The following is a 23,354-nucleotide window of genomic DNA, read 5'->3' as shown; positions in this document are numbered from 1 at the left end:
CTCATGTGGAACCCTTCTCTGCCCCTGGTCAGCATCGAAGATGCCCCGCCCCGCCTGGGGGCCGGCAATCCCGAACTGCAGGCGATGGTGACCGAAGCCGCCTCGGGCGGCACGCCGCTGATGCTGATGCACGTGGATATCGACCACTTCGCCTCAGTCAACGAGAACATGAGCGCCGAGGTCGGTGACCAGGCACTGGTGCTGGTCGCCCAGCGGCTGCAGCACCACCTGCGCGGCCGCGGCAAGCTGTGGCGGCATGGCAGCGATGAATTCCTGCTGGCGGTACCGCGCACGGCCGACATGCCGCTGCCGGAGGACCTGGCCGAGGAGATCCGCCAGCAGCTGGAACTGCCCCTGTCGGTGCTGCCGTACACGCTGTTCATGACCGGCAAGCTGGGCGTGAGCCTGTGCCCGGAGCATGCCACCGGGGTATCGCGCCTGCTCGACCATGCCGAGGACGCGCTGTACCAGGCGGCCCGCGAAGGCGGCAATGCGGTGCGCATCCATGCGGTGGACACGCCCTCCAGCGCGCACAGCGAGAGCATCATCGCGCGCCAGATTGTCGACGCCATTCCCAATGGCGAGCTCAAGCTGCGCTACCAGCCGCTGGTCAGTGCCCGCGACGGCCACGTGGTCGGCATGGAGGCGCTGCTGCGCTGGCAGTCGCCGACCCTCGGCATGCTGGTGCCGGAGCGCTTCATGCGCACCGCCGAACGCCTGGGCATCATCGTGCAGATCGGCACCTGGGTGCTGGAAGGCGCGCTCAAGCAGGCCAAGCTGTGGCGCGACCAGGGCTTCGATGACTTCACCATCGCGGTCAACGTCTCCACCCTGCAGCTGCTGCGGCCCAACTTCTTCGCCGAGGTGATGTCGCTGATGCAGGCCGCCGGCGTCCCGGCGCAGATGCTGACGCTGGAGATCAATGAAAGCGCGCTGACCAACAACGTCAACTTCGTCCACGAAACCCTGGTCAACCTGCGCAATGAAGGCATCAGCCTGAGCCTGGACAACTTCGGCACCGGCGATTCCAGCCTCAGCGCGCTGGTCCGCTATCCGGTGGACAAGCTCAAGATCGACCGCAGCTTCATCAAGAGCGCGCCCGCCGGCAACCGCGAGGCCGCGATCGCGCGCGCGATCATCGCCATGGGCCACCAGCTGGGCATGACGGTGATCGCCAACGGCGTGGAATCGCAGGCGCAGCTCGGCTTCCTGCGCCGCAACGACTGCGACGTGTTCCAGGGCTATCTGTTCGGCGAACCGATGTCGGCCGATGCGGCCGGCATGACCCTGCGCCGGCGCTACCTGCGCCCGGAGGCCTTCGCCGAGACGCGTCCGGACCGGACGCTGCTGCTGCTGGACGACGAAGAGAACGTGCTGCGCTCACTGGTGCGCCTGTTCCGTCGCGATGGCTACCGGATCCTGGCCGCGGGCAACGTGCGCGATGCGTTCGACCTGCTGGCAATCAACGACGTGCAGGTGATCCTGTCCGACCAGCGCATGAGCGACATGAGCGGCACCGAGTTCCTGGGCCGGGTGAAGATGCTCTATCCGGATACGATCCGGCTGGTGCTGTCCGGCTACACCGACCTCAACACGGTGACCGACGCGATCAACCGCGGCGCGATCTATCGCTTCCTGACCAAGCCCTGGAACGATGACGAACTGCGCAAGCACATCCACCAGGCGTTCCGCACGCACGAAGAGCAGCGGCGTGCGAACACCGCCCCGGTGGCAGGCGCGCCGGCCGCCGACTGACAGGCGCGCGGCCCGGTAGTGCCGGCCCTGGCCGGCTCCTGGGGATCTCCGATGCGTGCGAGGAGCCGGCCAGCGGCCGGCACTACGCGGGCGGTGGGTCAGTGCGCCAGCGCGTAATCGATCGCCGCGCAGATCGCCGCCACCTGGGCATCGTTGCACTGCTGCGGGGTGGCACGCGGGCTGTCCGGGTACACCTCGGTGGTGGTGGTATACCTCGCGCCACTGACACTGGCGCAAAGGCCCAGTTTCTCCAGCGGATACTCGATCACCCCCGGCGCCACCACCGGCGAGCCGATGATCTCGCCCTTGTCGTCGGCCGGGGCGATGTGGGTCACCCGCTCCACCGCCGCATTGACCGCGGTCTGGAACGCGGGCTGCGGGTTCTCGCTGTCATCGACCAGATAGAAACCGTCGGGAATCAGGCCCGGTTCAAACGGCTTTCCGTCGCGTGCGGCCAAGGCCGGGCGGAACTCGGTCTCATCCGTGTCGGTGGTTTCGTGCAGGTCGATATGCATCGCGATACTGCCGCGCAGCGGCGCGATCAGGGCCATCAGCGCCGCGGATTCGGCCGCCGGGCTGTTGGCCATGAACGAGCGGTTCGGATCGATCGCATCGGCGTTCCAGCGCTGGATGCGCTCGTAGCCCCAGGGGCTGACGCAGGGCACCACCAGCAGATTGGCGCGGCCGGCATACTCCGCTGCACGGGTCTGCAGGAACTGTAGTGCGCCCTGCACGCCACTGGTTTCGTAACCATGGATGCCGCCGGTGACCAGCATCGTCGGCAGCGCCGGATTCCAGTCGCGGCTGCGCACCGCGAACAGCGGGTACTGGTCCGGCGCGTAGTCCAGCGTGCCGTACTGGCTCACATCGAAGTGGCTGCGAAGGGCCTCGACGGCTGGCAGGACATCATCGGCATAACGCCGCTGCGGCACCTGACGGGCACGCCACTGCGCCTTCTCCGCTGCGCCCCACGGCTGGCCGGGGGTGCCGATGGGATAGAAGGAGGCGTTGGTCATGGCGTGCTCGTCTGTGTTGCGGTGTGGAAAGGCGATTTTACCATCGCCTTCAGCATCGCCGCGCAGGGCTGCCCGCTTACGTCCCGGCAAGCTGCGCGACAGCGTCCTCCACCGGCCGGTCGCCTTCGGTCAGCTCGATGATCGTGCGGCGCACCTCGGGGTGCTCGACCAGCGCGACCAGCGTGGCAGCCACATCGGCGCGTGGGATATCGCCGTACGCAATCGCCAGGCCGGCGCTGACCCGGCCCGTGCCGGGCGCATCGCTCAAGGTGCCGGGACGCAGGATCACCCAGTCCAGATCGGTGGCGGCCAGATACACATCGGCACGCTTCTTGACCCTCATGTAATTCTCGAAGCCCTCGCCCATGGCCTTGTTGCGGCCCGCTTCCGGGAATGCGGAAACCAGCAGGAAGCGAGGTACACCCGCCTGCCGGGCGGCATCGACCGCGAGCTCGAGGCCGCGGCCATCGATGGCGTTGGTCACTTCCACGCCTGCGCCACCCGCACCGGCGGTGAACACCGCCACGTCACTGCCGGCCATCTGCGCGGCCAGTGCAGCCACGTCGGTGGCGGTGAGATCCCCGGTGACCGGCGTAGCGCCCATGGCCTCCAGCTCAGCGCCCTGCCCGGCGCGGCGATGCAGTGCGATCACGCGATGCTGCTTGTCGGCCAGCTGCTTGACCAGATGACGGCCGACCTTGCCGGCCGCGCCGACGATGAAGACAGTGCTCAAGACGGTTCTCCTGTTTCAATCGACCTGCAAGGGTACGCAGGCGGATGTGACACGACCGTCCCGACACGCGCCGTCGTTCAGCCGCCGCTGTACTGCGCGTCGCTGACCTGCTCCATCCACGTCACCGGCGAACCGTCGACCGCTTCGGCGATCGCGATATGCGTCATCGCGGTAGCGGCCTTCGCGCCATGCCAGTGCTTGACGCCCGGCGGGATCCAGACGATGTCGCCGGGTCGGATCTCGCGCGCGGGCTCGCCCCATTCCTGCACGCTGCCCACGCCCGCGGTGACGATCAGGGTCTGGCCCAGCGGATGGGTATGCCACGCGGTGCGTGCGCCGGGCTCGAAGGTGACAGTGGCTCCGCCGACCCGTGCGGGCGCATCGGTCTGGAACGGCGCATCGATGCGCACCTTGCCGGTGAAATAGTCCGCCGGACCGGCCGCCGAGGCGGTGGTGCCCGCGCTGGTGATGCGGATGGGCGCGGTTTCGGTGGGCATGGCGCGATCTCCTGAAGGAACGGCGCAGCTCGCCGCGGACCCACACTGTAGGCGCGCGGCCGCACCGGGACTAGCCGCCGCAACCGGCATGCAGCCATGAGCCCAGCTCATCAATGGATCAGGGGCGCAGCAGCACCTTGCCGTTGCGTCCCGGCTCCAGGCTGGCCTTGGCGGCATCACCGACCTCATCCAGCCCGAACACGCCGTCCACCGGCAGGCTCAATCCACCGCGGGCGGCCAGCTGCAGCAGTTCGCCGACCAGGCGACGCTTGTCCTCCGGGGCCATGGCCTGGCTGACCTTGCTGCCCCAGAAGCCCTTCACCGTGGCCTGCTTGAAGATCACGTCGCCCGAGCTGAGCTGCATCGGCTCGCCGGTCATCGAGCCGAACGAGACCAGCGTGCCGCCGTCGCCGAGCAGCGTCATCAGCTCGCTGCTGGCGCGGCCGCCGACCGAATCCACCGCGGCGGCGATCGAGGCGCCGCCGGTCGCGGCCTGCACCTGCGCCATCCAGTCCGACTGCGCAGTGGAGATGATGTGCTCGATACCGAGCCCGCGCATCTCGGCCACGCCGGCGTCGCGCCGCACCAGGTTGATGCAGTGCACGCCGCGCGCCTTGGCCAGCATCGCCAGCGCCTTGCCGACCGCGCCGTTGGCCGCGTTCTGGAGGATCCACTGGCCTTGCTTCACCTGCAGGAATTCCAGCAGCATCAGCGCGCTCAGCGGCATGGCGATCAGCTGCGCGGCGGTGTTGTCATCGATGCTGTCCGGCATCGGAATGACCATGCGTGCCGGCGCGATGAAGTGCTCAGCCCAGGTGCCATGCACCGAGGCGGCGCTGACACGCTGGCCGATCTTCAGGCCCTCGACGCCCTCGCCCAGCGCGTCGATCACGCCGGTCCCTTCGCTGCCACCGATCGCCGGCAGCTCGGGCTTGTAGCCGTACTGGCCGCGCACGGTCCACAGGTCGTGGTTGTGGATGGGCGCCAGCACGGTGCGGATGCGCACCTCGCCGGCTGCCGGGGTCGGCTGCGGGACGTCGCCGCCGTGCAGGACCTGGCTGGGGTCACCAAAGGTGGTATGGATAGCAGCGCGCATCAGCAACGCTCCTTCTTCACGATGTTCATGGGGGGTCTCCTGCAACAGCAATCAACGACGATGACGGTGGGCGGCGGCGATCGCGCGCGGCTGGCGGTACGCGCGTACGCGCAGCCACACGGTCTGGATCACCACGATGATGATCAGCACCAGGGCCAGGGTGGCGATGTTGCCCGCACCCGGCAGGTCCCAGCCGGACTGCTTGACGTACATGCCGGCCAGCGCCCAGATCACGGCTGCCGGATAGGCGAAATGCCCGCGCAGCAGCTGGTTGACCACCAGCACCAGCAGCGTGGCCAGAACCAGCAGCACCAGGCTCCAGCCGAGCATGTTGTCGGTCGGCAGCCAGCCGTAGGCGACGATCACCTGGGCGGTATTGAGGTAGGCCGCCAACGACAGCCAGCCCGCATGCAACCCGAGCGGATAGGCGGCCCAGGCGCGCTGACCGCCCGGGGCGGTGATCGGCGAGGCGCGGTAGGCCGCCACGATCAGGCAGAGCAAGGCGGCCCAGATGATCGCCAGCGCCGGCAGGAACCATTGGTTGGAGAACACCGGCATCCAGGCGGCGGTCAGCGCGAAGCCCGCCGCGGCCCACGGGCGCACCCCGGTGATGTCCGGCTTGCGCAGGCGCAGCTGCCAGAACCCGAACAGCACGTCCCACAGGAAGATCACGCCCCAGATCGCGAAGGCGTACCCGGCCGCCACCAGCAGCGTCGGATACTGGTCGGACACTGCGCCGTTGGTCGGGCCGAACATGCCGGTCTGTGAGAGCCACGCCACTACGGGCATCGCCAATGCGGCCAACAACACGATCCAACGCATGCATCCACTCCAGCTGAAAAGAGCGGTGACGATACGCGGTTCAGGGTTAAGACGTTGGGAGGGGGCGCCGGCGGCGCACGAACAGGCTCAGTGCCGCCGCCGCGGTCGCCAGCGTGGCCACGCCCATCCAGCCCCACTCTGCGAGCGCCAGGCTTCCCAGCGCGCCGCCTGCGGCCATGCCGAGGAAGACGCCGGTAAACAGCAGTGCGTTGAGCCGGCTGCGGGCCTCGGGCAGCAGCCCGTAGACCATGGCCTGGTGCGAGACCAGGGCCGACTGGAACCCGAAATCGAACACCACGGCACTCACCGCCAGCAGCGGCACCACCGCGACCCGCGGCAGCCACGGATCCAGCAAGAGCATCGCAAACCCGCACAACGCGACCAGAGTCGCGATCCGGGCCACGGCATGGCTGCCGAGCCGGTCGGCCCACCGCCCGGCCAACGGTGCCGCCAGCGCACCCGCCGCACCGGCGATGCCGAAGGCGCCGGCCACCGCACTGCCCAGTTGATAGCGACTGTGCAGCATCAGGGCCAGAGTCGACCAGAACGCACTGAACCCGACCGCCAGCAGCCCCTGCGCGAACACGGCGCGGCGCAGCGCCGGTTGCCCGCGCCACAGCGCCACCAGCGAACCCAACAACGCCGGATAGCGCAGTGTGGTACTCGGCGCGAAACGGGGCAGCTCCCGTCCCAGGGCCACCGCCATCAGCCCGACCGAAAGCGCCGCGAGCCCGAACATCGTGCGCCAGCCGAGCCATTCCGCGACCAGCCCGCTGGCGACGCGTGAGAGCAGGATGCCGAGCAGCAGCCCGGTCATGACCTTCCCGACCACGGCGCCCCGGTTTGCCTCAGGTGCAAGGCTGGCTGCCGCGGGTACGACGTCCTGGGCGACTGTCGCCGTCAGGCCCACAAGCAGACTGGCCAGCAGCAGCGTCGGCAGACTGCCAGCCAACGCCGCCCCGCCAAGCGCCATCGCGAGCAGCGCGGCCTTGACCAGGATCAGCCGACGGCGATCGAACCGGTCACCCAACGGCGCCAGCAGCAGAATGCCCAGCGCATAACCCAACTGCGTCAGCGTAGGCACCAGGCCGATGGCGGCGGGCGGCGCAGACAGGCTGGGTCCCATCACCCCCAGCATGGGCTGGCTGTAGTAGATGGAGGCAACAGCGAAACCGGTCGCCGCGGCCATTGAAAGGATCAACCGAGGGGCCAGTGCTCGCGGCGGCGGCGCGGCGGCAGGTATATGCAGGACAGACATGGGCAGCTCCAACCACGGGGAAAGTGGGGCCAGCATCGTCCTCCCCAGGCGCGGCGTGTAGTAGGCTTTTCCGCATATTCTTCATACGCACACCGCATGACCAGCAGCCCTGCCCCCAGCGCCGATCGGATCGATCTACTGCGGACCTTCGTGCGCATCGTGGAAAGCGGCAGCCTTTCAGCCGCTGCGGCCCAGCTCGGCACCACGCAGCCAACCGTGAGCCGGCGTCTTCAGGCCCTGGAGCGCCTGTTCGGCCTGCAACTGCTCAAGCGCTCGACGCACCGCATGACCCTCACCGAAGACGGCGAGCGCTGCTTCGCCCATGCCGAGGCGCTGGTCGCCGACTGGGACGCGATCCAGGCCGACCTGCGCGGCGAGGTGAACGTGCCGCGCGGACGGCTGCGGGTGCTGGTGCCGCACGCGTTCGGACAGGCGCAACTGCTGGCCCCGATGCTGCAGTTCCTGGCGCGCCATCCCCAGGTCAATCTGGAGTGGATCCTGGAAGATCGCCATCCGGACTTCATCGCCGAAGGCATCGACTGTGCGATCCGGGTTGGCACGGTGGACGCGCCACACCTCGTTGCAGTGCCCCTGGCCGAGGTGCCTCGCATCGTCATTGCCTCGCCACAGCTGATCGGCGAAGCGGATCCACGCGACCCCGCCCTGTTGACCACCGTGCCCTGGATCGCGCTCACCACCTACTACCGCGACCGCATCACGCTGCTGCCCGACGACGGTGGCCCGGCCCTGCAGATCGCGATCCAGCCCCGCCTGTTCACCGACAATCTGTTCGTCGTGCGCGAGGCGGCGTTGGCGGGCCTGGGAGCCGCCGTCGTGTCCGCCTGGCTGGTGGAGGAGGCGCTGCGAGCCGGTCGGCTGATCCGTCTCATGCCGGAGCGGGAGGCGCCTCCCTTGCCGGTGCACCTCGTCTATCCCACGACGCGCCAGATGCCAAGTCGGCTGCGTGCCTTCATCGACGCGATGAAGGCCTCCCTGCCACACACCCATGGGATGCGCCGCCTGCCGCCGCCACGCTGATTGGAAGCAGGTCGCATGACCTGAAATTGCAAAGACTTACTAACATAGCCTTTGCTATATTGCGGTCGTGGACATCCAACGTCGCCCCGGGAATTCCCCTGCCTGGCCTTCCTCGGCCGGGCACACGCCCAGCCTGGGCGAGATGAACGCCAGCGTGGCCGTTCCCAGCGGCGGCCACTGGTGGTTCCGCCTGCTGGCCTTCCTCGGCCCCGGCTACATGATCTCGGTCGGCTACATGGACCCGGGCAACTGGGCCACGGACATCGCCGGCGGCGCGCAGTTCGGCTATCTGTTGCTGTCGGTGATCCTGCTCTCCAATCTGATGGCGATCGTGCTGCAGGGGCTGTCCGCGCGGCTGGGCATCGCGACCGGGCGCGATCTGGCGCAGGCGTGCCGCGATCACTATTCGCGGCCGGTGAACCTGGGCCTGTGGCTGCTGTGCGAGATCGCGATCATCGCCTGCGACCTGGCCGAGGTGATCGGCACCGCGATCGCGTTGAAGCTGCTGTTCGGCATCCCGCTGCTGGCCGGCGCGATCATCACCGCGGTGGACGTGGTGCTGGTGCTGCTGTTGATGAACCGCGGCTTCCGCGCGCTGGAGGCCTTCGTGATCGCGCTGCTGCTGGTGATCTTCGGCTGCTTCGCAATCCAGATATTCATCGCCGCCCCGCCGCTGCAGGCCGTGCTGGCCGGCTTCATCCCGCACGCGCAGGTGGTCACCGACCCCAAGGCGCTGTACCTGGCGATCGGCATCATCGGCGCCACCGTGATGCCGCACAATCTGTACCTGCACTCCTCGATCGTGCAGACCCGCGCTTACCCACGCACCGATGCCGGGCGCCGCAGTGCGCTGCGCTGGGCGGTGACCGACAGCACCATCGCCCTGATGCTGGCGCTCTTCATCAACGCCTCGATCCTGATCCTGGCCGCCGCGGTGTTCCATGCGCACGGCCGTACCGACGTGCAGGAGATCGAGCAGGCGTACGAGCTGCTGGCGCCGATGCTCGGCGTAGGGCTGGCCTCCACCCTGTTCGCGGTCGCCCTGCTCGCCTCGGGGATCAACTCGACGGTGACCGCGACGCTGGCCGGGCAGATCGTGATGGAAGGTTTCCTGCGGCTGCGGATCGCGCCGTGGGCACGGCGCCTGATCACCCGTGGCATCGCGATCGTGCCGGTGGTGGTGGTCACCGCGATCTACGGCGAGCAAGGCACCGCGCGATTGCTGGTGCTGAGCCAGGTGCTGCTGTCGATGCAGCTGCCGTTCGCGGTGGTGCCGCTGGTGCGGTTCGTGTCGGACAAGGCCAAGATGGGGGCCCTGGTCGCGCCGCGCTGGCTAATCGCGCTGTCATGGCTGATCGGCGGCCTGATCATCGTCTTGAACGTGAAACTGCTGGTGGATGTGTGGCGGGGCTGAGGCATCCCCCCTTGACCTCAACGATGGTTGAGGTGGCAAAGTGCGAGCTCCTTACCCCACTGGCAAGCCCAGATCGAGCCACGCAATGACCGACACCTCGCAGCACGCGCTATGGAATGGCCCCGCCGGTGAGGCGTGGGTCGAGGCGCAACGCATTCTCGACCATATGTTCGCGCCGCTTGCTACCCATCTGGTCGAGGCGATCCCGCCCGGCGACGAACTGCACGTCCTGGATGTGGGCTGCGGGACCGGCGCGGTGGCGCTGGCGATTGCCGGGCGGCTGGGTCCGGATGCCCACGTTACCGGGGTCGACATCTCGGCCCCGATGATCGCGCTGGCGCGTGAGCGCGCGCAACGCGCCGGGCTGCCCGTGGAGTTCATCGTCGCCGACGCACAGCAGCATGCGTTCGCACCGGGAAGCCTGGATCGGATCGTGTCACGCTTCGGGGTGATGTTCTTCGATGATCCCGTGCAGGCCTTCGGACGGCTGCAGCGGGCGACGAAACGCGGCGGCGTGCTGCAGGCGCTGGCCTGGCGCGGCCCCAACGAGAATGCCTTTATGATCACGGCCGAGCGCGCGGCCGCACCGTGGTTGACCCTGCCCGCGCGCCAGCCCGGGGGGCCGGGGCAGTTCGCGTTCGCCGACCGTGCGCAGGTCGAGCAGATCCTGACGGCGGCGGGCTGGGAGGATGTCGAGATCCTGCCGCTGGACGTGGTCTGCCGGATCGACCGTGCGGACCTGGCGACCTACGTGACCTTGCTGGGACCGGTCGGAAGCGCGTTGCGGAATGCGCCACTCGATGCGGCTGCACGGTCGCAGGTAATGGACGCGGTACTGCAGGCCTTCGCGCCGTTCGTTGAAGGCGATGCGGTGACGTTCACCGCCGCCTGCTGGGATGTGCGCGCCCGCGCCTGGTAGATGCACGCATTGCGTGGATGCGACCCGCCGGCGCTCTACCCCTGCGAACAGCGCCTCGCCATCAGCGTGTTGGTCAGCAGCATCGCCCCCAGTGCGATCGCGGCGGCCGTCACGAAGGCATAGGCGGCCCCCTCCGCATAGGCGTGGCGGGCCAGCCGCGTGAGGCTGTCGCTGGCCGCGCCCTGCACGGACAGCTCGCCCACCACCACGCGCTCGATCAGCGCCGGCGTCCATGCCTGCCCGGCCTCGGTCAGCGCACCGCGGGCGGCGTCACGGACATGGCTGGACAGCACCGCGCCGAGCGTGGCGAACCCGATCAGGATGCCGGTGAAGCGCGCGGTGGTACTGATGCCCGAGGCCATGCCGGCACGGTCCGGCGGGATCACGCTCATGATCGCCTTCTGCGTTTCGCCATTCAGCAGCCCACCGCCACTGCCGAGCACGGCCATCGCCAGCAGCAGGCCCGCACTGCTGTGCTGCCACAGCGCCACGGCGATGCCGAGGTTGCCGATCACGGCCACGCCCAGGCCGAGCGCCAGGATCTGGCCGGAGGCCCATCGCGTGCCGAGGCGGCGACCGAGGAACGGCAGCAGCAGCATCGCCAGCGCAAACGGCAGCATGTGCACGGCGGCCTGCAGCACGCTGTCGCCGCGGGCGTTCTGCAGCAGCAGCGGCAGCAACGAGGCCATCACCTGTACGCAGGCGGCGTACGCGAACATCGCCAGCACTGCGCCCACCAGCGCCGGCGCGCGGAACAGGCGCAGGTCGAGCATGGGCTGGGCGCGGCGCTGTTCGACCACGATGAAGCCCGCGCCCAGCAGCGTCCCGGCCAGCAGCCAGGGCAACACCGCGGTACTGCCCCAGCCTTCCACCGGCCCACGGATCAGCGCCCAGGTCCACGACAGCATGCTGCCCGCGAACAACAGCACGCCCGGCACGTCGATACGGCGGCTGACCGGATCGCGCGATTCCGGCACGAACGCCCACGCCAGGCCGGCCAGCAGCAGGCACAGGGGAAGATTGATATGGAAGGCCCAGCGCCAGCCGAACCAGGTGGCGATGGCGCCGCCGATCAAGGGCGCGAGCACCATGGTCAGGCCCATGATCGCGCCCCAGATCGCCCAGGCACGCGCACGCGAGGGGCCGGTCTGGTGCGCATGCCCGATCAACGACAGCGCCGGTGCGAGCATGAACGCGGCCGCCGCGCCCTGCCCGGCCCGTGCCAGGTACAAGGCCATCGCAGTGCCGGCGATGCCGCAGGCCACCGAGGTCAGCGCGAACAGGCTCAAGCCGATCAGGAACAGGCGCCGACGACCGATGCGGTCGGCCAGCGTGCCCGCCGGCAGCAGCAACGCGGCGAAGCACAGCACGTAGGCACTGACCACCCACTCGATGTCCGCGAAGGACGCCGACAGATCGCGCGCGATGGTCGGCAGCACCACACCGACCACATTGGTGTCGAGTACGGTGAGCGCGCAGCCGGCCGAGCCGAGCAGCAGCACAGCGTCGGCACGGTGCGGCGCAGTACGGCTCATCGCAGTGCCCGCCCTCGGAACGTGGCCGTCAACGGCCTCACGTGCCGGCCGCCGCCAGCCGACCGCGCAGCTTCTCCACGATCGCCTGCTCGCTCATCGCATAGCCGTACACATCCTGCAGCTGTCCGTCGGCACCGAGCAGGAACCACGACGCGGTGTGCTCGAAGGTCGCGGTGTCGCCCTCACCGACGCGGCGATAGCTCACGCCCAGGCTTTCGGCGATGGCACGCGTGCCCGTCTCGTCACCGGCCAGGCCGAGGAAGCCCGGATCGAAGGCGGCCAGGTACTCGCGCAGGTGCGCCGGTGTATCGCGCTGCGGGTCGACCGTCACGAAGACGACCTGCAGCTGCTCTGCGGCCGGGCCCAGGAGGCGCTTGATCTGCACCGCCTTGACCAGGCTCAGCGGGCACACCTCGGGGCAATGGGTGAACCCGAAGAACAGCAGCGTCGGCTTGCCCTGCAGATCCCGGATGGTGAGCGTGCGGCCGTCGCTGCTCTCCAGCGTCACGGCCGCAAAGGCCGCCTGACCCATGACCGGTGCCTGCCCGTCGGCGCAGCCGGCCAGCAGCATCAGTGCCAGCAGGCCCGCACCGAGCCGACGGCTCACTTCGCCGCTCCCTGCGCGACCCGACCATCGCGCACGCTGAAGTCCACCGCCTGTTCTGCACCGTGGGCAAACCGGAGTGTGATCCGCACCGTCTGCCCGGCCGACAACGGCCGCTTGGGCTTCAACAGCATGAGGTGATAGCCGCCGGGCTGCAGCGCCACGGTCTGGCCTTCTGGCAAGGCCAGGCCATCGGGCAGCGCTTGCATGCGCATCACTTCGCCGTCCATGCGCATGGCATGGATCTGCACCTCGGCGAACGCCGCGGACGAGGCGGACAGCAGCCGGTCCGGCCCGCCACCGTTATGCAGCTGGGCATAGCCGGCCGCCACGCTCGCCGCCGGTGGTGGCAGCCGGATCCACGGATCGCTGACCGACACCGTTGCCGCGGCGTGGGTCGGCGCGGCCGCAGCCACCACCGGCATCAGGGGGCTCGTCAACAGCAGCCCGACCAACAGGGCGCCCGTGCGGCACCTGCTCATGGCGTGCCCGACATCTGCATCGGCATCATGTTGAGGTTGGCGTTGTGCATCACCCACAGCGAGCCGGCCACCACGATGGCGATCAGGAAGGCGGTGCACAGGAAGATGCCGGTGTTCTCGCGCTGGCTGCGTCCTGCCCCGATATGCAGGAACAGCACCAGCTGCGCGACCAGCTGCACTACGCACAGCACCACGATCGCCGTCAGTCGCAGCGGCTGCGGTACCAACCCGGTCATGACCACGGCGAACGAGGCGCCGGTCAGCACCAGGCACAGCAGCAGGCCGAGGATGTAGCCCTTCAGGGTGGCGTGGCCGCTCATACGAACTCCCGCAGGTAGACGAAGGTGAACACACAGATCCAGATCAGATCCAGGAAGTGCCAGAACAGGCTCAGGCAGGCCAGGCGGCGGCGCACGATCCCGTCCAGGCCGAACTTCAGCACCTGGTGGATCATGATGGCCAGCCACAGCAGGCCGAAGGTGACGTGCAGGCCGTGCGTGGCCACCAGTGTGAAGTACGCCGACAGATACGCGCTTACGTCCGGCGTGGCGCCTTCATGGATCAGCTCGGCGAACTCATACAGCTCCATGCCGATGAACACCGCACCGAGCACGCCGGTCACGGCCAGCCAGCCCACCACCTGGTTGCGCCTGCCAGCCTGTAGGCCGAGCATCGCCAGGCCGAAGGTGAAGCTGCTGAGCAGCAGCACCACCGTTTCGGAGAGCACGAAGCCCAGCTTGAACAGCTCCTTGCCGCTGGGGCCATCGGCCGTGCCGTTGAGCAGCACGCCGAAGGTGGCGAACAGCACCGCGAAGATCAGGCAGTCGCCCATCAGGTACATCCAGAACCCGACGACGGTCTTGTTGCCGTCGTCGTGGTGCTCGTCGGCGTGGTCGTGATGACCGGCCGCGAGCTGCCCGTGCTGCGAAACAGCGGTCAGGGTATCGCCGCTCATGCCTTGGCTCCTTCCATCTGCGCGAAGTGCGCGTCTTCGATGCGCTTCACCTCGGCGGCGGGCACGTAGTAGTCCACGTCACGGTCGTACGAACGCAGCACGAAGGTGGCGATCACACCGATCAGGCCGATGCCGGCCAGCACCCACATGTGCCAGACCAGGGCGAAGCACAGGACCAGGCTGAACACCGAGATCACCACACCCGCTGCGGTATTGCGCGGCATGTGGATGTCCTCGTAGCTGTCCTGGCGCTGCCAGGCCCGGCCGTGCTGCTTGTCGTCCCAATGCTGTTCCAGCGAGGTGATCGCGGGCAGCTTGGCGAAGTTGTAGAACGGCGGCGGCGAGGACGTGGCCCATTCCAGGCTGCGCGCATTCCACGGGTCGCCGGTGAGGTCCATGTTGGCCTTGCGGTCACGCACGCTGACGTAGAACTGGATGAACATCGCGGCGATACCCGCGGCGATCACCAGCGCACCGATCGCGGCCACGATCAGCCACGGCTGGTAGCCCTCCACGCCGTAGTGGTTCATGCGGCGGGTCATGCCCTTGAAGCCGAGCACGTACAGCGGCATGAAGGCCAGGTAGAAACCGACCAGCCAGCACCAGAACGAAATCTTGCCCCAGCGCTCGTTGAGGGTGAAACCGAACGCCTTCGGGAACCAGAAGCTGATGCCGGCCAGGCAGCCGAACACCACGCCGCCGATGATCACGTTATGGAAGTGCGCGATCAGGAACAGGCTGTTGTGAAGCACGAAGTCCGCACCCGGGATCGCCAGCATCACGCCGGTCATGCCACCCAGGGCGAAGGTGACCATGAAGCCGATCGTCCACAACGTCGAGGAGTGGTAGCGGATCCGGCCGCGGTACATGGTGAACAGCCAGTTGAACAGCTTCACGCCGGTGGGGATCGAGATGATCGAGGTCATGATGCCGAAGAAGGCATTCACGTTCGCGCCCGAGCCCATGGTGAAGAAGTGGTGCAGCCACACGAAGAACGACAGGATGCCGATCGACGAGGTCGCGTAGACCATCGAGCGGTAGCCGAACAGCGGCTTGCCCGAGAACGTGGCGATGATCTCCGAGAACGCGCCGAAGCACGGCAGGATCAGCACGTAGACCTCCGGATGGCCCCAGATCCAGATCAGGTTGACGTACATCATGGCGTTGCCGCCGGCGTCATTGGTGAAGAAATGCATCCCGAAGTAGCGGTCCATGGTCAGCAGCGCCAGGGTCGCGGTCAGCACCGGGAAGATCGCCACGATCAGGATGTTGGTGATCAGCGCGGTCCAGGTGAACACCGGCATCTTCATCAGGTCCATGCCCGGTGCACGCATCTTGAGGATGGTGACGATGAAGTTCAGGCCGGTCAGCGTGGTGCCGATGCCGGAGACCTGCAGTGACCAGATGTAGTAGTCCACGCCCACCGTGGGGCTGTACTCGATCCCGGACAGCGGCGGATAGGCGACCCAGCCGGTCGCGGCGAAATCGCCGACGAACATCGACAGCATCACCAGCACCGCGCCGACCGCCGACAGCCAGAAGCTGAGCGAGTTGACGAACGGGAAGGCGACGTCGCGCGCGCCGATCTGCAGCGGCACCACGATGTTCATCAAGCCCACGATCAGCGGCGTGGCCACGAAGAAGATCATGATCACGCCATGCGCGGTGAAGATCTGGTCGTAGTGCTCCGGCGGCAGGTAGCCGGCACTGTCATTGGCGGCGATGGCCTGCTGGGCACGCATCATCAGCGCGTCGGCAAAGCCGCGCACCAGCATGACCAGGGCCAGGATGATGTACATCACGCCGATCTTCTTGTGGTCCACCGAGGTGATCCACTCGGTCCAGATATAGCCCCACTTCTTGTAATACGTGATGGCCGCGACGATCGCCACGCCCAGCAGCAGCGAGCCCACCAGCGCCGACATGATGATCGGGTCGTGGTAGGGAATCGCTTCGAGGTTCAACTTTCCAAGCACAATCAGTTCTCCGCGGTACGGCTGGCAGACGCGGCCAGGCTTACGAGTTGGGATTTCGCGCCGGGTTCTTCGCCGGGCAGGCAGATCTCGTCATCGGGCATGCCGCCGTAACGGCGCAGGATGCTGTCGAACAGTCCGGTATCCACGCTGGCGAAGCGCTGCATCGGCGCACCGTGGGTCGGCTTCTCCAGTTCGGCCAGGCGGGCCTGGTCGAGGTGCTCGGCGGTGCCACGCGACTGCGCCAGCCACTGCGCGAAGTCCGCCTCCGTCATCACCCGCGCATCGAACTTCATGTCCGAGAAACCCGAACCGCTGTAAGCGGACGACATGCCGGCATAGGTGCCCGGCGTGTGGCCGATCAGGTGCAGGCGGGTCTGCATCGCGGGCATTGTGTAGACCATGCTGCCCAGCTGCGGCACGAAGAAGGCATTCATCATTGACTCGGAGGTCAGCTTGAACGCCACCGGCGTATCGACCGGCATCACCAGCTCATTGACCGTGGCCACGTTGTGGTCCGGGTAGATGAACAGCCATTTCCAGTTGAGCGAGACCACTTCCACGCGCAGCGCGGGCTTGTCCGACGCGATCGGGCGGTAGGGATCCAGCGCGTGGGTGCTCTTCCAGATCAACACGCCGAGCACCACCACGATCAGGCACGGAATCGTCCACACCACCACTTCGATCGCGGTGGAATGCGACCAGGTCGGCGCGTAGGTGGCCTCCTTGTTGGACTCGCGGTAGTGCCACGCGAAGTACAGCGTGAGGATGATCACCGGGATCACCACCAGCAGCATCAGGCCGGTGCAGACCAGGATCAGCTGCATTTCCTGCTCGGCGATGCTGCCCATGGGGTTGAACAGCTCCAGGTTCTTGCACCCTGTGAGCAATGGCAGCAGCGCTGCCAGGCCGAACCAGCGTCCGGCGCGGGCTCGACCGGCCGGGGTGGCGCGGCGAGCGGGATGTGTAGCGGGGTTCATGCGTGACGGCCCTTCCAACGCAGTGCCGGGCCGGGCGGCCCGGATCATGAAAAGTGGCGAACACCCCCCTGCATGACCGATATGCATGGGGGGTGCCCGCCGCAGCCGCGTACGTTAGGCAACGACATGACCCATACATGATGCGACACACTGTCGCAGCCCGGCCCTGCGCCGCGCGTACCATGCGCGCATGGAATGGAGCCCCCTCATCGCCGACGGCCACGGGCCGGTCTACCTGCGCATCGTGCAGGCGCTGGAACGTGCGGTCTGGTCCGGCGCGCTGCGCCCCGGTGAGCGCCTGCCCGCACAGCGCGCGCTCGCCGCCGAACTCGGCGTGGACCTGACCACCATCACCCGCGCCTTCACCGAGGCACGCAAACGCGGTCTGATCGATGCGCGCGGCCCGCTCGGCTCGTTCGTCGCGCCGCCGCAGGTGGAGCTCACCCAGCTGGTCGACCTGAGCATGAACCTGCCGCCCAGCCCCGGCGGCGGCCAGGTCGCCGACGTTCTGCGGCGTGGCCTGTCGTCCGTGCTGAGCCGCAGCGATGCGGACAACCTGATGACGTATCACGTGGGCGGCGGCAGCCGCGCCGATCACCGGGCGGCCCAGCACTGGCTCAAACCGATCCTCGGCAAGGTCGATGCCGAGACGCTGGTCGTCACCGAAGGCGCGCAGGCGGCGCTGTCGGCCCTGCTGCTGGCGTTGACCGGCGCCGGCGACACGATCCTGTGCGAGCCCCTGGTCTACCCGGGCCTGCTGCACGCCGCGCGGGTGCTGGAGCGACGGCTGCAGGTGGTCGAGTGCGACGCGCACGGCATGCGTCCGGATGCACTGGCGCGCGCCGCGAAGCAGCAGGGCGCACGGCTGATCTACCTCAACCCGACGGCGCAGAACCCGACCGCCCACACGATGCCGCAGGCACGCCGCGAGGCGTTGGCCCAGGTGATCCGCGCGCAGGACCTGCGACTGATCGAAGACGATCCGTACTGGCTGCTGGTCGACGACGCCCCTGCCCCGCTCGCGCTGCTGGCGCCACGGCACACCTGCTACATCTCCACCCTCTCCAAGTGCCTGAGCCCGGGACTGCACACGGGTTTCGTGCGCCTGCCCGACGGCATGGACCGGCAGCCGGTGCTCGATGCCCTGCGCGCGGTCAACCTGATGGCGCCGCCGCTGATGAATGCCCTGGTGACGCAGCTGATCCTGGATGGCTCCGCGCAGGCGATGCTGACGCTGGTGCAGGAAGAAGCGGCCGAGCGCCGCTACCTGGCGCACTCGGCGTTGTCGCCGCGCTTCCTGCAGCACTGCGCGGGCGTACACGCGTGGTGCCGGTTGCCTGCCCACTGGACCGATGCCAGCCTGACCCACGCCGCGCGGCTGCAGGGCCTGGGCATCGCACCGTCGTCGGCCTTCACGCCCGCAGGCGTGGCGATCAACGATGCGGTGCGGATTTCATTGGGCGCGGCCGCCCACCGGCAGGAACTGCACCGGGCGCTGCGCCAGCTGGATCAGCTGATGCATGTGGCGGCGGAACGCCCGGGCTGGACGGTCTGAGTCCAGCCCCTCGGCACATCAGCCGGACACCGCCTTGGCTTGCTTCCAGACCGCTTCAAACTGGCTGGCGGTGATGCTGTCATCCGAATCCAGGTCCAGCCAGGACAAGGGCTGATCGGACAGCGGGAAGCGTTCGTCGGCCTGCCCCGACTTGTCGGCCCAGACCAGCACGCTGCGATAGCTTTCGACCTGGCGGACGATCACATCGCCCTGTGCCTCGAGGTAGATCGTGCCGTTGCCGATCTCGGATTCCGCGGGGTGTTTGTAGTATTTCCGGGGCGTGCTCATGGCTTGGTCTGGATCTGGCGAAGAAATGGGGCCGGGGAATATACCGTGATCCCCCGGCCACCGGGGGCCTGCCGTGGCCGCTCACGACGGCGGAAACACCGCTTTGGCGTCGCGGACGAACAGGGAACGCAGCTTGTCCCAGAAATCGCCGCCCAGCAGGAACAGGCTGACCACCAGCAGCAGGTCACCGCTCATGGCGACCAGGTGAGGGTGCTGCATGCGCAGCGAGCCGGTCTGCGGCGCGACGTACGGCCCGATCGAGCTCAGCACGATGACTGCGATGAACAGGATCAGCCCGATCCGGTAGCGCACCGGGCTGACCTGGGCCGCCGGCGCGAAGCGGCGCAGGTGGCCACCGATCAGCGACTTGAGGTAGGCGAACCCGGGCTTGCCCATGATCGCCACCGCAAGCACCAGGAACAGCTTGGGGAACCCGAGCAGCAGGACGCCGTTGAGCGTGGTTTTCAGGCCATCGGACAAGGTGGACGCCTCAACGACGGGCATCAGGCCCAGGCCGAGTATCCATCCCACGACCCAGACCGCGACACCGAGGATCAGTCGCCGCCGCTGTCGCGGGTCGGAGGGCTGCACACCGGGAACCTGGGGCGAATCGAGGGTGGTCATGGCAATGCTCCTCGCGCTCAGCGCGGATGGGGGGACGCGGAAGGGGATGGGGACGGCGCGGCCGCGCGGGGCAGCCAGCGCCAGAGCAGATGCATCAGGGTCAGCGTGACCGCGCCGGCCAGCGCGAACTGGGTCAGGCGGGTGAGCCAGACCATGACCGAGGTCGGGCCGGTGGCCAGCGCCGTACCGAAAATGATCAGTGCCGCGTTGCAGGCCACCAGCGCGACGGCACCGACCGCGCCCCCAGCGCTGATCCAACGGCCGAAGCCGATCATCACCAGCAGCAGCAACAGGCTCAGGAACAGCAGGTTCGGGGTGCTCAGCAACGCCAGATGCAGGCACCACCCCAGCAGCCCACCCGCCAGGTTGCCGAGCACCAGCGCGAGCGCATGCCGTGCGCTGCGTTGCGTCTCGAAATTGATCACCAGCATCACCGTGGTGACGATCACCGGCAGCGCATCGACCAGCCCCAGCAGCAGATAGACCAGCAGGACCGGCAACAGCACCAGGGTCGAGACGATCGCCAGTGCGAGTGGCGAGCCCGGCAATGGGCCGGCCGGTAGAGCCGCCGATGGCGCAGGCAGCGCCGGCCACAGCGCATGGACCCCCAGCATCAGCACCACCGCCAGCGCCATGCCGCGTACCAGCGCCCAGGGCAACGCGGCGGCCTGCGCCGGTGCGGTCATCACCACCACCGGGATCACCGCCAGGCAGATCAGCAGCAGCATCGCCGGCAGCCGCGGGCGCCCGAGCAGCAGGCCGAGGAAGGCGAGGAACATGCCGAGCAGGGTCAGCCCGAACAGCACGATCGGCATCCCCCGCAACAGCGACGCCAACAGGTACGGAACCCAGGCCACGACCGTCATCACCATCACCAGGCCCAGCGCCATGCGTGGCGTGGGCCGCACCGGCAGACTCGCGAGCAGCACCGCGACCAGGACCGCCGCGAGGAAGCTCGGCCACCACTGCATCACCTCGCCGATGACGAACGCGGCGGTGACCGCGACGGCGAAGCGCAGCACGCCGTGCAGCTGGATCGTGGTCGCGCTGGAGGAGGCGTTCATTGCAGGTAGCTCAACTGCGCGGCCAGCCATATCCATGCCCGGGCCAGTGGATTGAGCAGCGAACGCTCGGCGGTCAGCACCACCACGCTGGCCTGCGCACCACTCCGCCCCGGCAGTCGCGCGGTCGGTTCCGTGGGCGGGTCGAGCACGATGTGCACGGGGAAACGCTGTGGCTCGCGCAGCCACCCGGTAGGCGCCGTGACCGTCGGCAGCTCACCGGTCGGCACTTCGCCGCCGCGTGCAATGCCCTCGCCGATGCTGTCCACGCGCCCGACGAAGACCTGCCCCGGCCGATCGTCGAAGGCCACATAGGCCCGATTCCCGGGTGCGATGCGACCCAACTGGTTTTCGCGCATGGCCGCGGTGACCCAGCGCGGCCCGTCGCCGATGAACCCCAGCACGGGTTGGCCGCGGCCGACGAACTGGCCAGGCGCCAGCCGCAGATTGCTGATGGCTCCGGCCGCCGGCGCAACCACCGTGGCATGGCGCAGGTCCAGCGCGGCCTGCTCGACGACAGCCATCGCCTGGAGCACCTGTGGAGAGCCGCCCTCCCCACTGCCCAGGCGGATCCGCGCACGCTCGGCCTCGGCCTCGGCGCGCTGGATCTCCGCGCGGGTGCGCGCGATGTCACTGCGGGCGCGGATCGCCGAGGTTTCGGACAAGGCGCGCTTGGCGGCGAGGTCCAGCACGATCCGGCCCAACTGCTGGCTGCTGGCCAGCTCCACCCGCTGGCGCTGCAGCTGTGCGGTGGCGACGCGCACCTCCGCGGCCGTCGCCTCCATTCCCTGCTGGACGACCGCCAGATTGGCCTGGGCCGCGCGCAGCGCGATCTCGAACGGCAGCGGATCCAGACGGAACAGCACCTGGCCGGCACGCACCGGGTGGTTGTCGCGCACCTCCACGCTCACCACCGGCCCGCTCACTTCCGGCGCGATCTGGACCAGGAAACCGTCGACGGTGGCCTGCGAGGTATAGGGAGTGAAGCGGTCGGCGACGAGGTGATAGACGAACACGAGCAGCAACAGCGCCAGCACCGCCTGCACGATCCGCCGCAGCGGCGGCCGCGCTGTCGGCGCTGCGCCGGTCGCGGCCTCGGTCGGGTCTGCTGCTGTCGGCTGGTTCTGCATCGTGCCCTCTCGTGGTATGTCGAAGGTGTCAGCGCGGCGGGACGGAAACCGATGACCGGCTGGCCATCTGCCGGGTCCCTCCATCCCCGCCCAGGGCCTGATACAACGCGACGCTTGCCCGGTAGCGGTCACCGCGTGCGCTGCTCAGCGCCAGCTCGGCGGAGAACAGCCCGCGTTCGGTATCGAGCACCTCCAGGTAATCCGCGTAGCCGTTGTCATAGCGCTCGCCGGCCAGGGCGACCGCACGTCGCAATGCGTCCACCCGCCGTTCCAGCGACGCCACCAGGTCGGTCTTCGACTGGATGGCGGCCAGGGCGTCGTCCACGTCACGGAACGCGTTCTGGATCGTGCGCTGGTAGTCCAGCACCGCCTGCACGTTGCGGGCCTGTGCCTGTCTGTTTGCCGCATCGATGGCACCGCCGGCGAAGATCGGCCCCAGCAGTTGGCCAACGAACGACCACATCCGCGACGGACCACTGAACAGATCATCCAGTGCCGCGCTGGCACGGCCGCCCTGCCCGGTGAGTGACAGGGTCGGAAAATACAATGCCCGGGCCACCTGGATACGCGCATGCGCAGCCACCAGTTGCTGCTCGGCCTGCAGGATGTCCGGTCGCCGCGCGAGCAGATCGGAGGGCAGTCCTGCCGGTGGCACCGGCGGCTGCAGAGTCTGCAGGGTGCCGCCACGCGTGATCGGGCCGGGATTGCGTCCGACCAGGACCGACAACGCGTTCTCCTGCTCGGCCAGCGCCTGCTGCAGTTCCGGCACGGCCGCCACGGCGCTTTCGTACTCGGCGCTGACCTGCAGCATCTCGAACTCGGACAGTGCGCCGCCGTCCAGGCGCAGCTGGAAGAGCGCCACGCTCTCGCGGCGGCCGGCCACGGTGGCGTTGGCGATCTCCAGGCGCCGATCCAGATCGAGCAGGGTGATGTAGCCGGCCACCACCGAGGCGACCACGCTCAACGCCACGCCCCGGCGCGCCTGTTCGCTGGCCATCAACTCGGCACGTGCGGCGTCCTGCTCGCTGCGCAGGCGCCCCCAGAGATCGAGTTCCCAACTGGCGAACAGGCCCACCGCGTGCGTGCCGGATGCGCCGATCCCCGGCGCCCGTTGACGGCCCGAGCTGACGCCGTAGCCCAGCTGCGGCAACGCGGCCGACCGGGCGGCCGTGACCCGGGCGGCGAACTCGTCCACCCGCGCCACTGCGATGGCCAGATCGTGATTGGCGCGCAACGCTTCGTCGACGAGCGCATCCAGCTGCGCATCGCCGAAGCCCTGCCACCAAGGGGCCAGTGCGTCGAGCGAAGGGCCGTCCGCCGGTGCCGTTGCGATCCCGGGCAGCCGATAGGCGGCGGGCACCTCCACGGTGGGCCGCACATAGGCAGGCGTGGACATGCATCCGCTCGTTGCCAGCACACCAAGCAGCGCCGCGCCGCAGACGCCGGGGGCAGACCGTACACGCCGCCGGACGCAGACCGGCCGTGCAGCCGATGCCGCGCGCGGGGGGACCGCTGACTGCGGGCACGTCATGGCGGCACCCTGTGTGTGGAGGGGATGGCGGATCAAGTGCTCGACGGGCGCGTGCCCCCTGCATCCCCAGGACGCTCCCGCCTTCCGC

The 23,354-nt window shown here is 68.4% G+C and carries 23 protein-coding genes; 5 read left to right on the top strand and 18 right to left on the bottom strand.

What is annotated here, in order from left to right:
• Nucleotides 1–3 precede the first annotated feature (3 nt).
• Nucleotides 4–1,755 (top strand): EAL domain-containing protein, encoded by a 1,752-nt coding sequence (locus ABE473_RS00425; RefSeq protein WP_346488044.1) that lies wholly within the window; start codon nt 4–6, stop codon nt 1,753–1,755.
• 98 nt (nt 1,756–1,853) lie between these two features.
• Here ABE473_RS00425 and ABE473_RS00420 read toward each other — a convergent pair whose 3' ends face one another.
• From ABE473_RS00420 to ABE473_RS00395, 6 genes are all read right to left on the bottom strand, one after another.
• Entirely contained in the window at nt 1,854–2,771 is a 918-nt protein-coding gene (locus ABE473_RS00420; protein ID WP_346488043.1) for a M14 family metallocarboxypeptidase, read from the bottom strand.
• Nucleotides 2,772–2,847: 76 nt separating this feature from the next.
• A complete protein-coding gene (locus ABE473_RS00415) occupies nt 2,848–3,504 on the bottom strand; it encodes an SDR family oxidoreductase (protein WP_346488042.1) in 657 nt (218 codons plus the stop codon).
• Between the two features lie 77 nt (nt 3,505–3,581).
• Nucleotides 3,582–4,001, bottom strand: a complete 420-nt coding sequence (locus tag ABE473_RS00410; RefSeq protein ID WP_346488041.1) for a cupin domain-containing protein — start codon at nt 3,999–4,001, stop codon at nt 3,582–3,584.
• Between the two features lie 118 nt (nt 4,002–4,119).
• Entirely contained in the window at nt 4,120–5,097 is a 978-nt protein-coding gene (locus ABE473_RS00405; protein ID WP_346488040.1) for a zinc-binding dehydrogenase, read from the bottom strand.
• Nucleotides 5,098–5,148: 51 nt separating this feature from the next.
• Complete coding sequence (locus tag ABE473_RS00400) at nt 5,149–5,919, bottom strand: hypothetical protein (RefSeq protein ID WP_346488039.1); 771 nt, start codon at nt 5,917–5,919, stop codon at nt 5,149–5,151.
• A gap of 46 nt (nt 5,920–5,965) precedes the next feature.
• On the bottom strand, nt 5,966–7,177 hold the full coding sequence (locus ABE473_RS00395) for an MFS transporter (RefSeq protein ID WP_346488038.1): 1,212 nt from the start codon (nt 7,175–7,177) through the stop codon (nt 5,966–5,968).
• 96 nt (nt 7,178–7,273) lie between these two features.
• Here ABE473_RS00395 and ABE473_RS00390 point away from each other — a divergent pair, with 96 nt between their 5' ends.
• The 3 genes from ABE473_RS00390 (at nt 7,274) to ABE473_RS00380 (ending at nt 10,548) form a co-directional block, all read left to right on the top strand.
• Nucleotides 7,274–8,215: a LysR family transcriptional regulator gene (locus ABE473_RS00390; RefSeq protein WP_346488037.1), complete on the top strand. Its 942-nt coding sequence runs from the start codon at nt 7,274–7,276 to the stop codon at nt 8,213–8,215.
• 73 nt (nt 8,216–8,288) lie between these two features.
• A complete protein-coding gene (locus ABE473_RS00385) occupies nt 8,289–9,629 on the top strand; it encodes an Nramp family divalent metal transporter (protein WP_346477686.1) in 1,341 nt (446 codons plus the stop codon).
• Nucleotides 9,630–9,714: 85 nt separating this feature from the next.
• Entirely contained in the window at nt 9,715–10,548 is an 834-nt protein-coding gene (locus tag ABE473_RS00380; RefSeq protein ID WP_346488036.1) for a methyltransferase domain-containing protein, read from the top strand.
• A gap of 35 nt (nt 10,549–10,583) precedes the next feature.
• On the opposite strand, the gene ABE473_RS00375 is transcribed toward ABE473_RS00380, so the two are convergent.
• From ABE473_RS00375 to cyoA, 7 genes are read right to left on the bottom strand one after another with little or no spacing between them, the layout of a single operon-like run.
• Nucleotides 10,584–12,083, bottom strand: a complete 1,500-nt coding sequence (locus ABE473_RS00375) for an MFS transporter (RefSeq protein WP_346488035.1) — start codon at nt 12,081–12,083, stop codon at nt 10,584–10,586.
• Nucleotides 12,084–12,120: 37 nt separating this feature from the next.
• A complete protein-coding gene (locus ABE473_RS00370; RefSeq protein ID WP_346488034.1) occupies nt 12,121–12,690 on the bottom strand; it encodes an SCO family protein in 570 nt (189 codons plus the stop codon).
• Nucleotides 12,687–13,142: a copper chaperone PCu(A)C gene (locus ABE473_RS00365; RefSeq protein WP_346488033.1), complete on the bottom strand. Its 456-nt coding sequence runs from the start codon at nt 13,140–13,142 to the stop codon at nt 12,687–12,689. Before ABE473_RS00365 ends, ABE473_RS00370 begins: the two co-directional genes overlap by 4 nt.
• A 23-nt stretch (nt 13,143–13,165) precedes the next feature.
• Nucleotides 13,166–13,489, bottom strand: a complete 324-nt coding sequence (cyoD, locus tag ABE473_RS00360; protein ID WP_346477390.1) for a cytochrome o ubiquinol oxidase subunit IV — start codon at nt 13,487–13,489, stop codon at nt 13,166–13,168.
• On the bottom strand, nt 13,486–14,124 hold the full coding sequence (gene cyoC, locus ABE473_RS00355) for a cytochrome o ubiquinol oxidase subunit III (protein WP_346488032.1): 639 nt from the start codon (nt 14,122–14,124) through the stop codon (nt 13,486–13,488). Before cyoC ends, cyoD begins: the two co-directional genes overlap by 4 nt.
• The gene (cyoB, locus tag ABE473_RS00350; protein WP_346488031.1) at nt 14,121–16,100 is read right to left on the bottom strand and encodes a cytochrome o ubiquinol oxidase subunit I; all 1,980 of its coding nucleotides are present in this window, start codon (nt 16,098–16,100) and stop codon (nt 14,121–14,123) included. The genes cyoC and cyoB overlap by 4 nt, the downstream gene beginning before the upstream one ends.
• Before the next feature lie 2 nt (nt 16,101–16,102).
• Entirely contained in the window at nt 16,103–17,077 is a 975-nt protein-coding gene (cyoA, locus tag ABE473_RS00345; protein WP_346488030.1) for a ubiquinol oxidase subunit II, read from the bottom strand.
• A 190-nt stretch (nt 17,078–17,267) separates the two neighbouring features.
• On the opposite strand from cyoA, the gene ABE473_RS00340 reads away from it, so the two are divergent.
• Nucleotides 17,268–18,632: a PLP-dependent aminotransferase family protein gene (locus tag ABE473_RS00340; protein ID WP_346488029.1), complete on the top strand. Its 1,365-nt coding sequence runs from the start codon at nt 17,268–17,270 to the stop codon at nt 18,630–18,632.
• An 18-nt stretch (nt 18,633–18,650) separates the two neighbouring features.
• On the opposite strand, the gene ABE473_RS00335 is transcribed toward ABE473_RS00340, so the two are convergent.
• The 5 genes from ABE473_RS00335 to ABE473_RS00315 all read right to left on the bottom strand — a co-directional run bounded on the left by ABE473_RS00335 (nt 18,651) and on the right by ABE473_RS00315 (nt 23,266).
• Nucleotides 18,651–18,920 carry a hypothetical protein gene (locus ABE473_RS00335; RefSeq protein ID WP_313212984.1) on the bottom strand — a complete coding sequence of 90 codons (270 nt, stop codon included), beginning with the start codon at nt 18,918–18,920 and terminating at the stop codon, nt 18,651–18,653.
• Between the two features lie 81 nt (nt 18,921–19,001).
• Nucleotides 19,002–19,544: a hypothetical protein gene (locus ABE473_RS00330; RefSeq protein WP_346488028.1), complete on the bottom strand. Its 543-nt coding sequence runs from the start codon at nt 19,542–19,544 to the stop codon at nt 19,002–19,004.
• A gap of 17 nt (nt 19,545–19,561) precedes the next feature.
• On the bottom strand, nt 19,562–20,608 hold the full coding sequence (locus ABE473_RS00325) for a DUF2955 domain-containing protein (RefSeq protein ID WP_346488027.1): 1,047 nt from the start codon (nt 20,606–20,608) through the stop codon (nt 19,562–19,564).
• Entirely contained in the window at nt 20,605–21,735 is a 1,131-nt protein-coding gene (locus tag ABE473_RS00320; protein ID WP_346488026.1) for an HlyD family secretion protein, read from the bottom strand. Before ABE473_RS00320 ends, ABE473_RS00325 begins: the two co-directional genes overlap by 4 nt.
• Before the next feature lie 28 nt (nt 21,736–21,763).
• Nucleotides 21,764–23,266 (bottom strand): efflux transporter outer membrane subunit, encoded by a 1,503-nt coding sequence (locus ABE473_RS00315; RefSeq protein WP_346488025.1) that lies wholly within the window; start codon nt 23,264–23,266, stop codon nt 21,764–21,766.
• Nucleotides 23,267–23,354 lie beyond the last annotated feature (88 nt).

Source organism: Stenotrophomonas sp. TWI700 (assembly GCF_039673645.1).
Classification (GTDB): domain Bacteria; phylum Pseudomonadota; class Gammaproteobacteria; order Xanthomonadales; family Xanthomonadaceae; genus Stenotrophomonas; species Stenotrophomonas maltophilia_AA.
Note: the sequence above shows the minus strand (reverse complement) of the source record. Positions and strands in the feature narration are given on the sequence as shown.

What these genes read in the sequence shown, in the direction of transcription:
- cyoD (WP_346477390.1), bottom strand. Translation starts at nt 13,489, where the DNA reads ATGAGCGGCCACGCCACCCTGAAGGGCTACATCCTCGGCCTGCTGCTG.
- ABE473_RS00420 (WP_346488043.1), bottom strand. Translation starts at nt 2,771, where the DNA reads ATGACCAACGCCTCCTTCTATCCCATCGGCACCCCCGGCCAGCCGTGG.
- cyoC (WP_346488032.1), bottom strand. Translation starts at nt 14,124, where the DNA reads ATGAGCGGCGATACCCTGACCGCTGTTTCGCAGCACGGGCAGCTCGCG.
- ABE473_RS00390 (WP_346488037.1), top strand. Translation starts at nt 7,274, where the DNA reads ATGACCAGCAGCCCTGCCCCCAGCGCCGATCGGATCGATCTACTGCGG.
- ABE473_RS00410 (WP_346488041.1), bottom strand. Translation starts at nt 4,001, where the DNA reads ATGCCCACCGAAACCGCGCCCATCCGCATCACCAGCGCGGGCACCACC.
- ABE473_RS00335 (WP_313212984.1), bottom strand. Translation starts at nt 18,920, where the DNA reads ATGAGCACGCCCCGGAAATACTACAAACACCCCGCGGAATCCGAGATC.
- ABE473_RS00405 (WP_346488040.1), bottom strand. Translation starts at nt 5,097, where the DNA reads ATGCGCGCTGCTATCCATACCACCTTTGGTGACCCCAGCCAGGTCCTG.
- ABE473_RS00325 (WP_346488027.1), bottom strand. Translation starts at nt 20,608, where the DNA reads ATGAACGCCTCCTCCAGCGCGACCACGATCCAGCTGCACGGCGTGCTG.
- ABE473_RS00330 (WP_346488028.1), bottom strand. Translation starts at nt 19,544, where the DNA reads ATGACCACCCTCGATTCGCCCCAGGTTCCCGGTGTGCAGCCCTCCGAC.
- ABE473_RS00425 (WP_346488044.1), top strand. Translation starts at nt 4, where the DNA reads ATGTGGAACCCTTCTCTGCCCCTGGTCAGCATCGAAGATGCCCCGCCC.
- ABE473_RS00400 (WP_346488039.1), bottom strand. Translation starts at nt 5,919, where the DNA reads ATGCGTTGGATCGTGTTGTTGGCCGCATTGGCGATGCCCGTAGTGGCG.
- ABE473_RS00380 (WP_346488036.1), top strand. Translation starts at nt 9,715, where the DNA reads ATGACCGACACCTCGCAGCACGCGCTATGGAATGGCCCCGCCGGTGAG.
- ABE473_RS00375 (WP_346488035.1), bottom strand. Translation starts at nt 12,083, where the DNA reads ATGAGCCGTACTGCGCCGCACCGTGCCGACGCTGTGCTGCTGCTCGGC.
- ABE473_RS00340 (WP_346488029.1), top strand. Translation starts at nt 17,268, where the DNA reads ATGGAATGGAGCCCCCTCATCGCCGACGGCCACGGGCCGGTCTACCTG.
- ABE473_RS00395 (WP_346488038.1), bottom strand. Translation starts at nt 7,177, where the DNA reads ATGTCTGTCCTGCATATACCTGCCGCCGCGCCGCCGCCGCGAGCACTG.
- ABE473_RS00320 (WP_346488026.1), bottom strand. Translation starts at nt 21,735, where the DNA reads ATGCAGAACCAGCCGACAGCAGCAGACCCGACCGAGGCCGCGACCGGC.
- cyoA (WP_346488030.1), bottom strand. Translation starts at nt 17,077, where the DNA reads ATGAACCCCGCTACACATCCCGCTCGCCGCGCCACCCCGGCCGGTCGA.
- ABE473_RS00315 (WP_346488025.1), bottom strand. Translation starts at nt 23,266, where the DNA reads ATGACGTGCCCGCAGTCAGCGGTCCCCCCGCGCGCGGCATCGGCTGCA.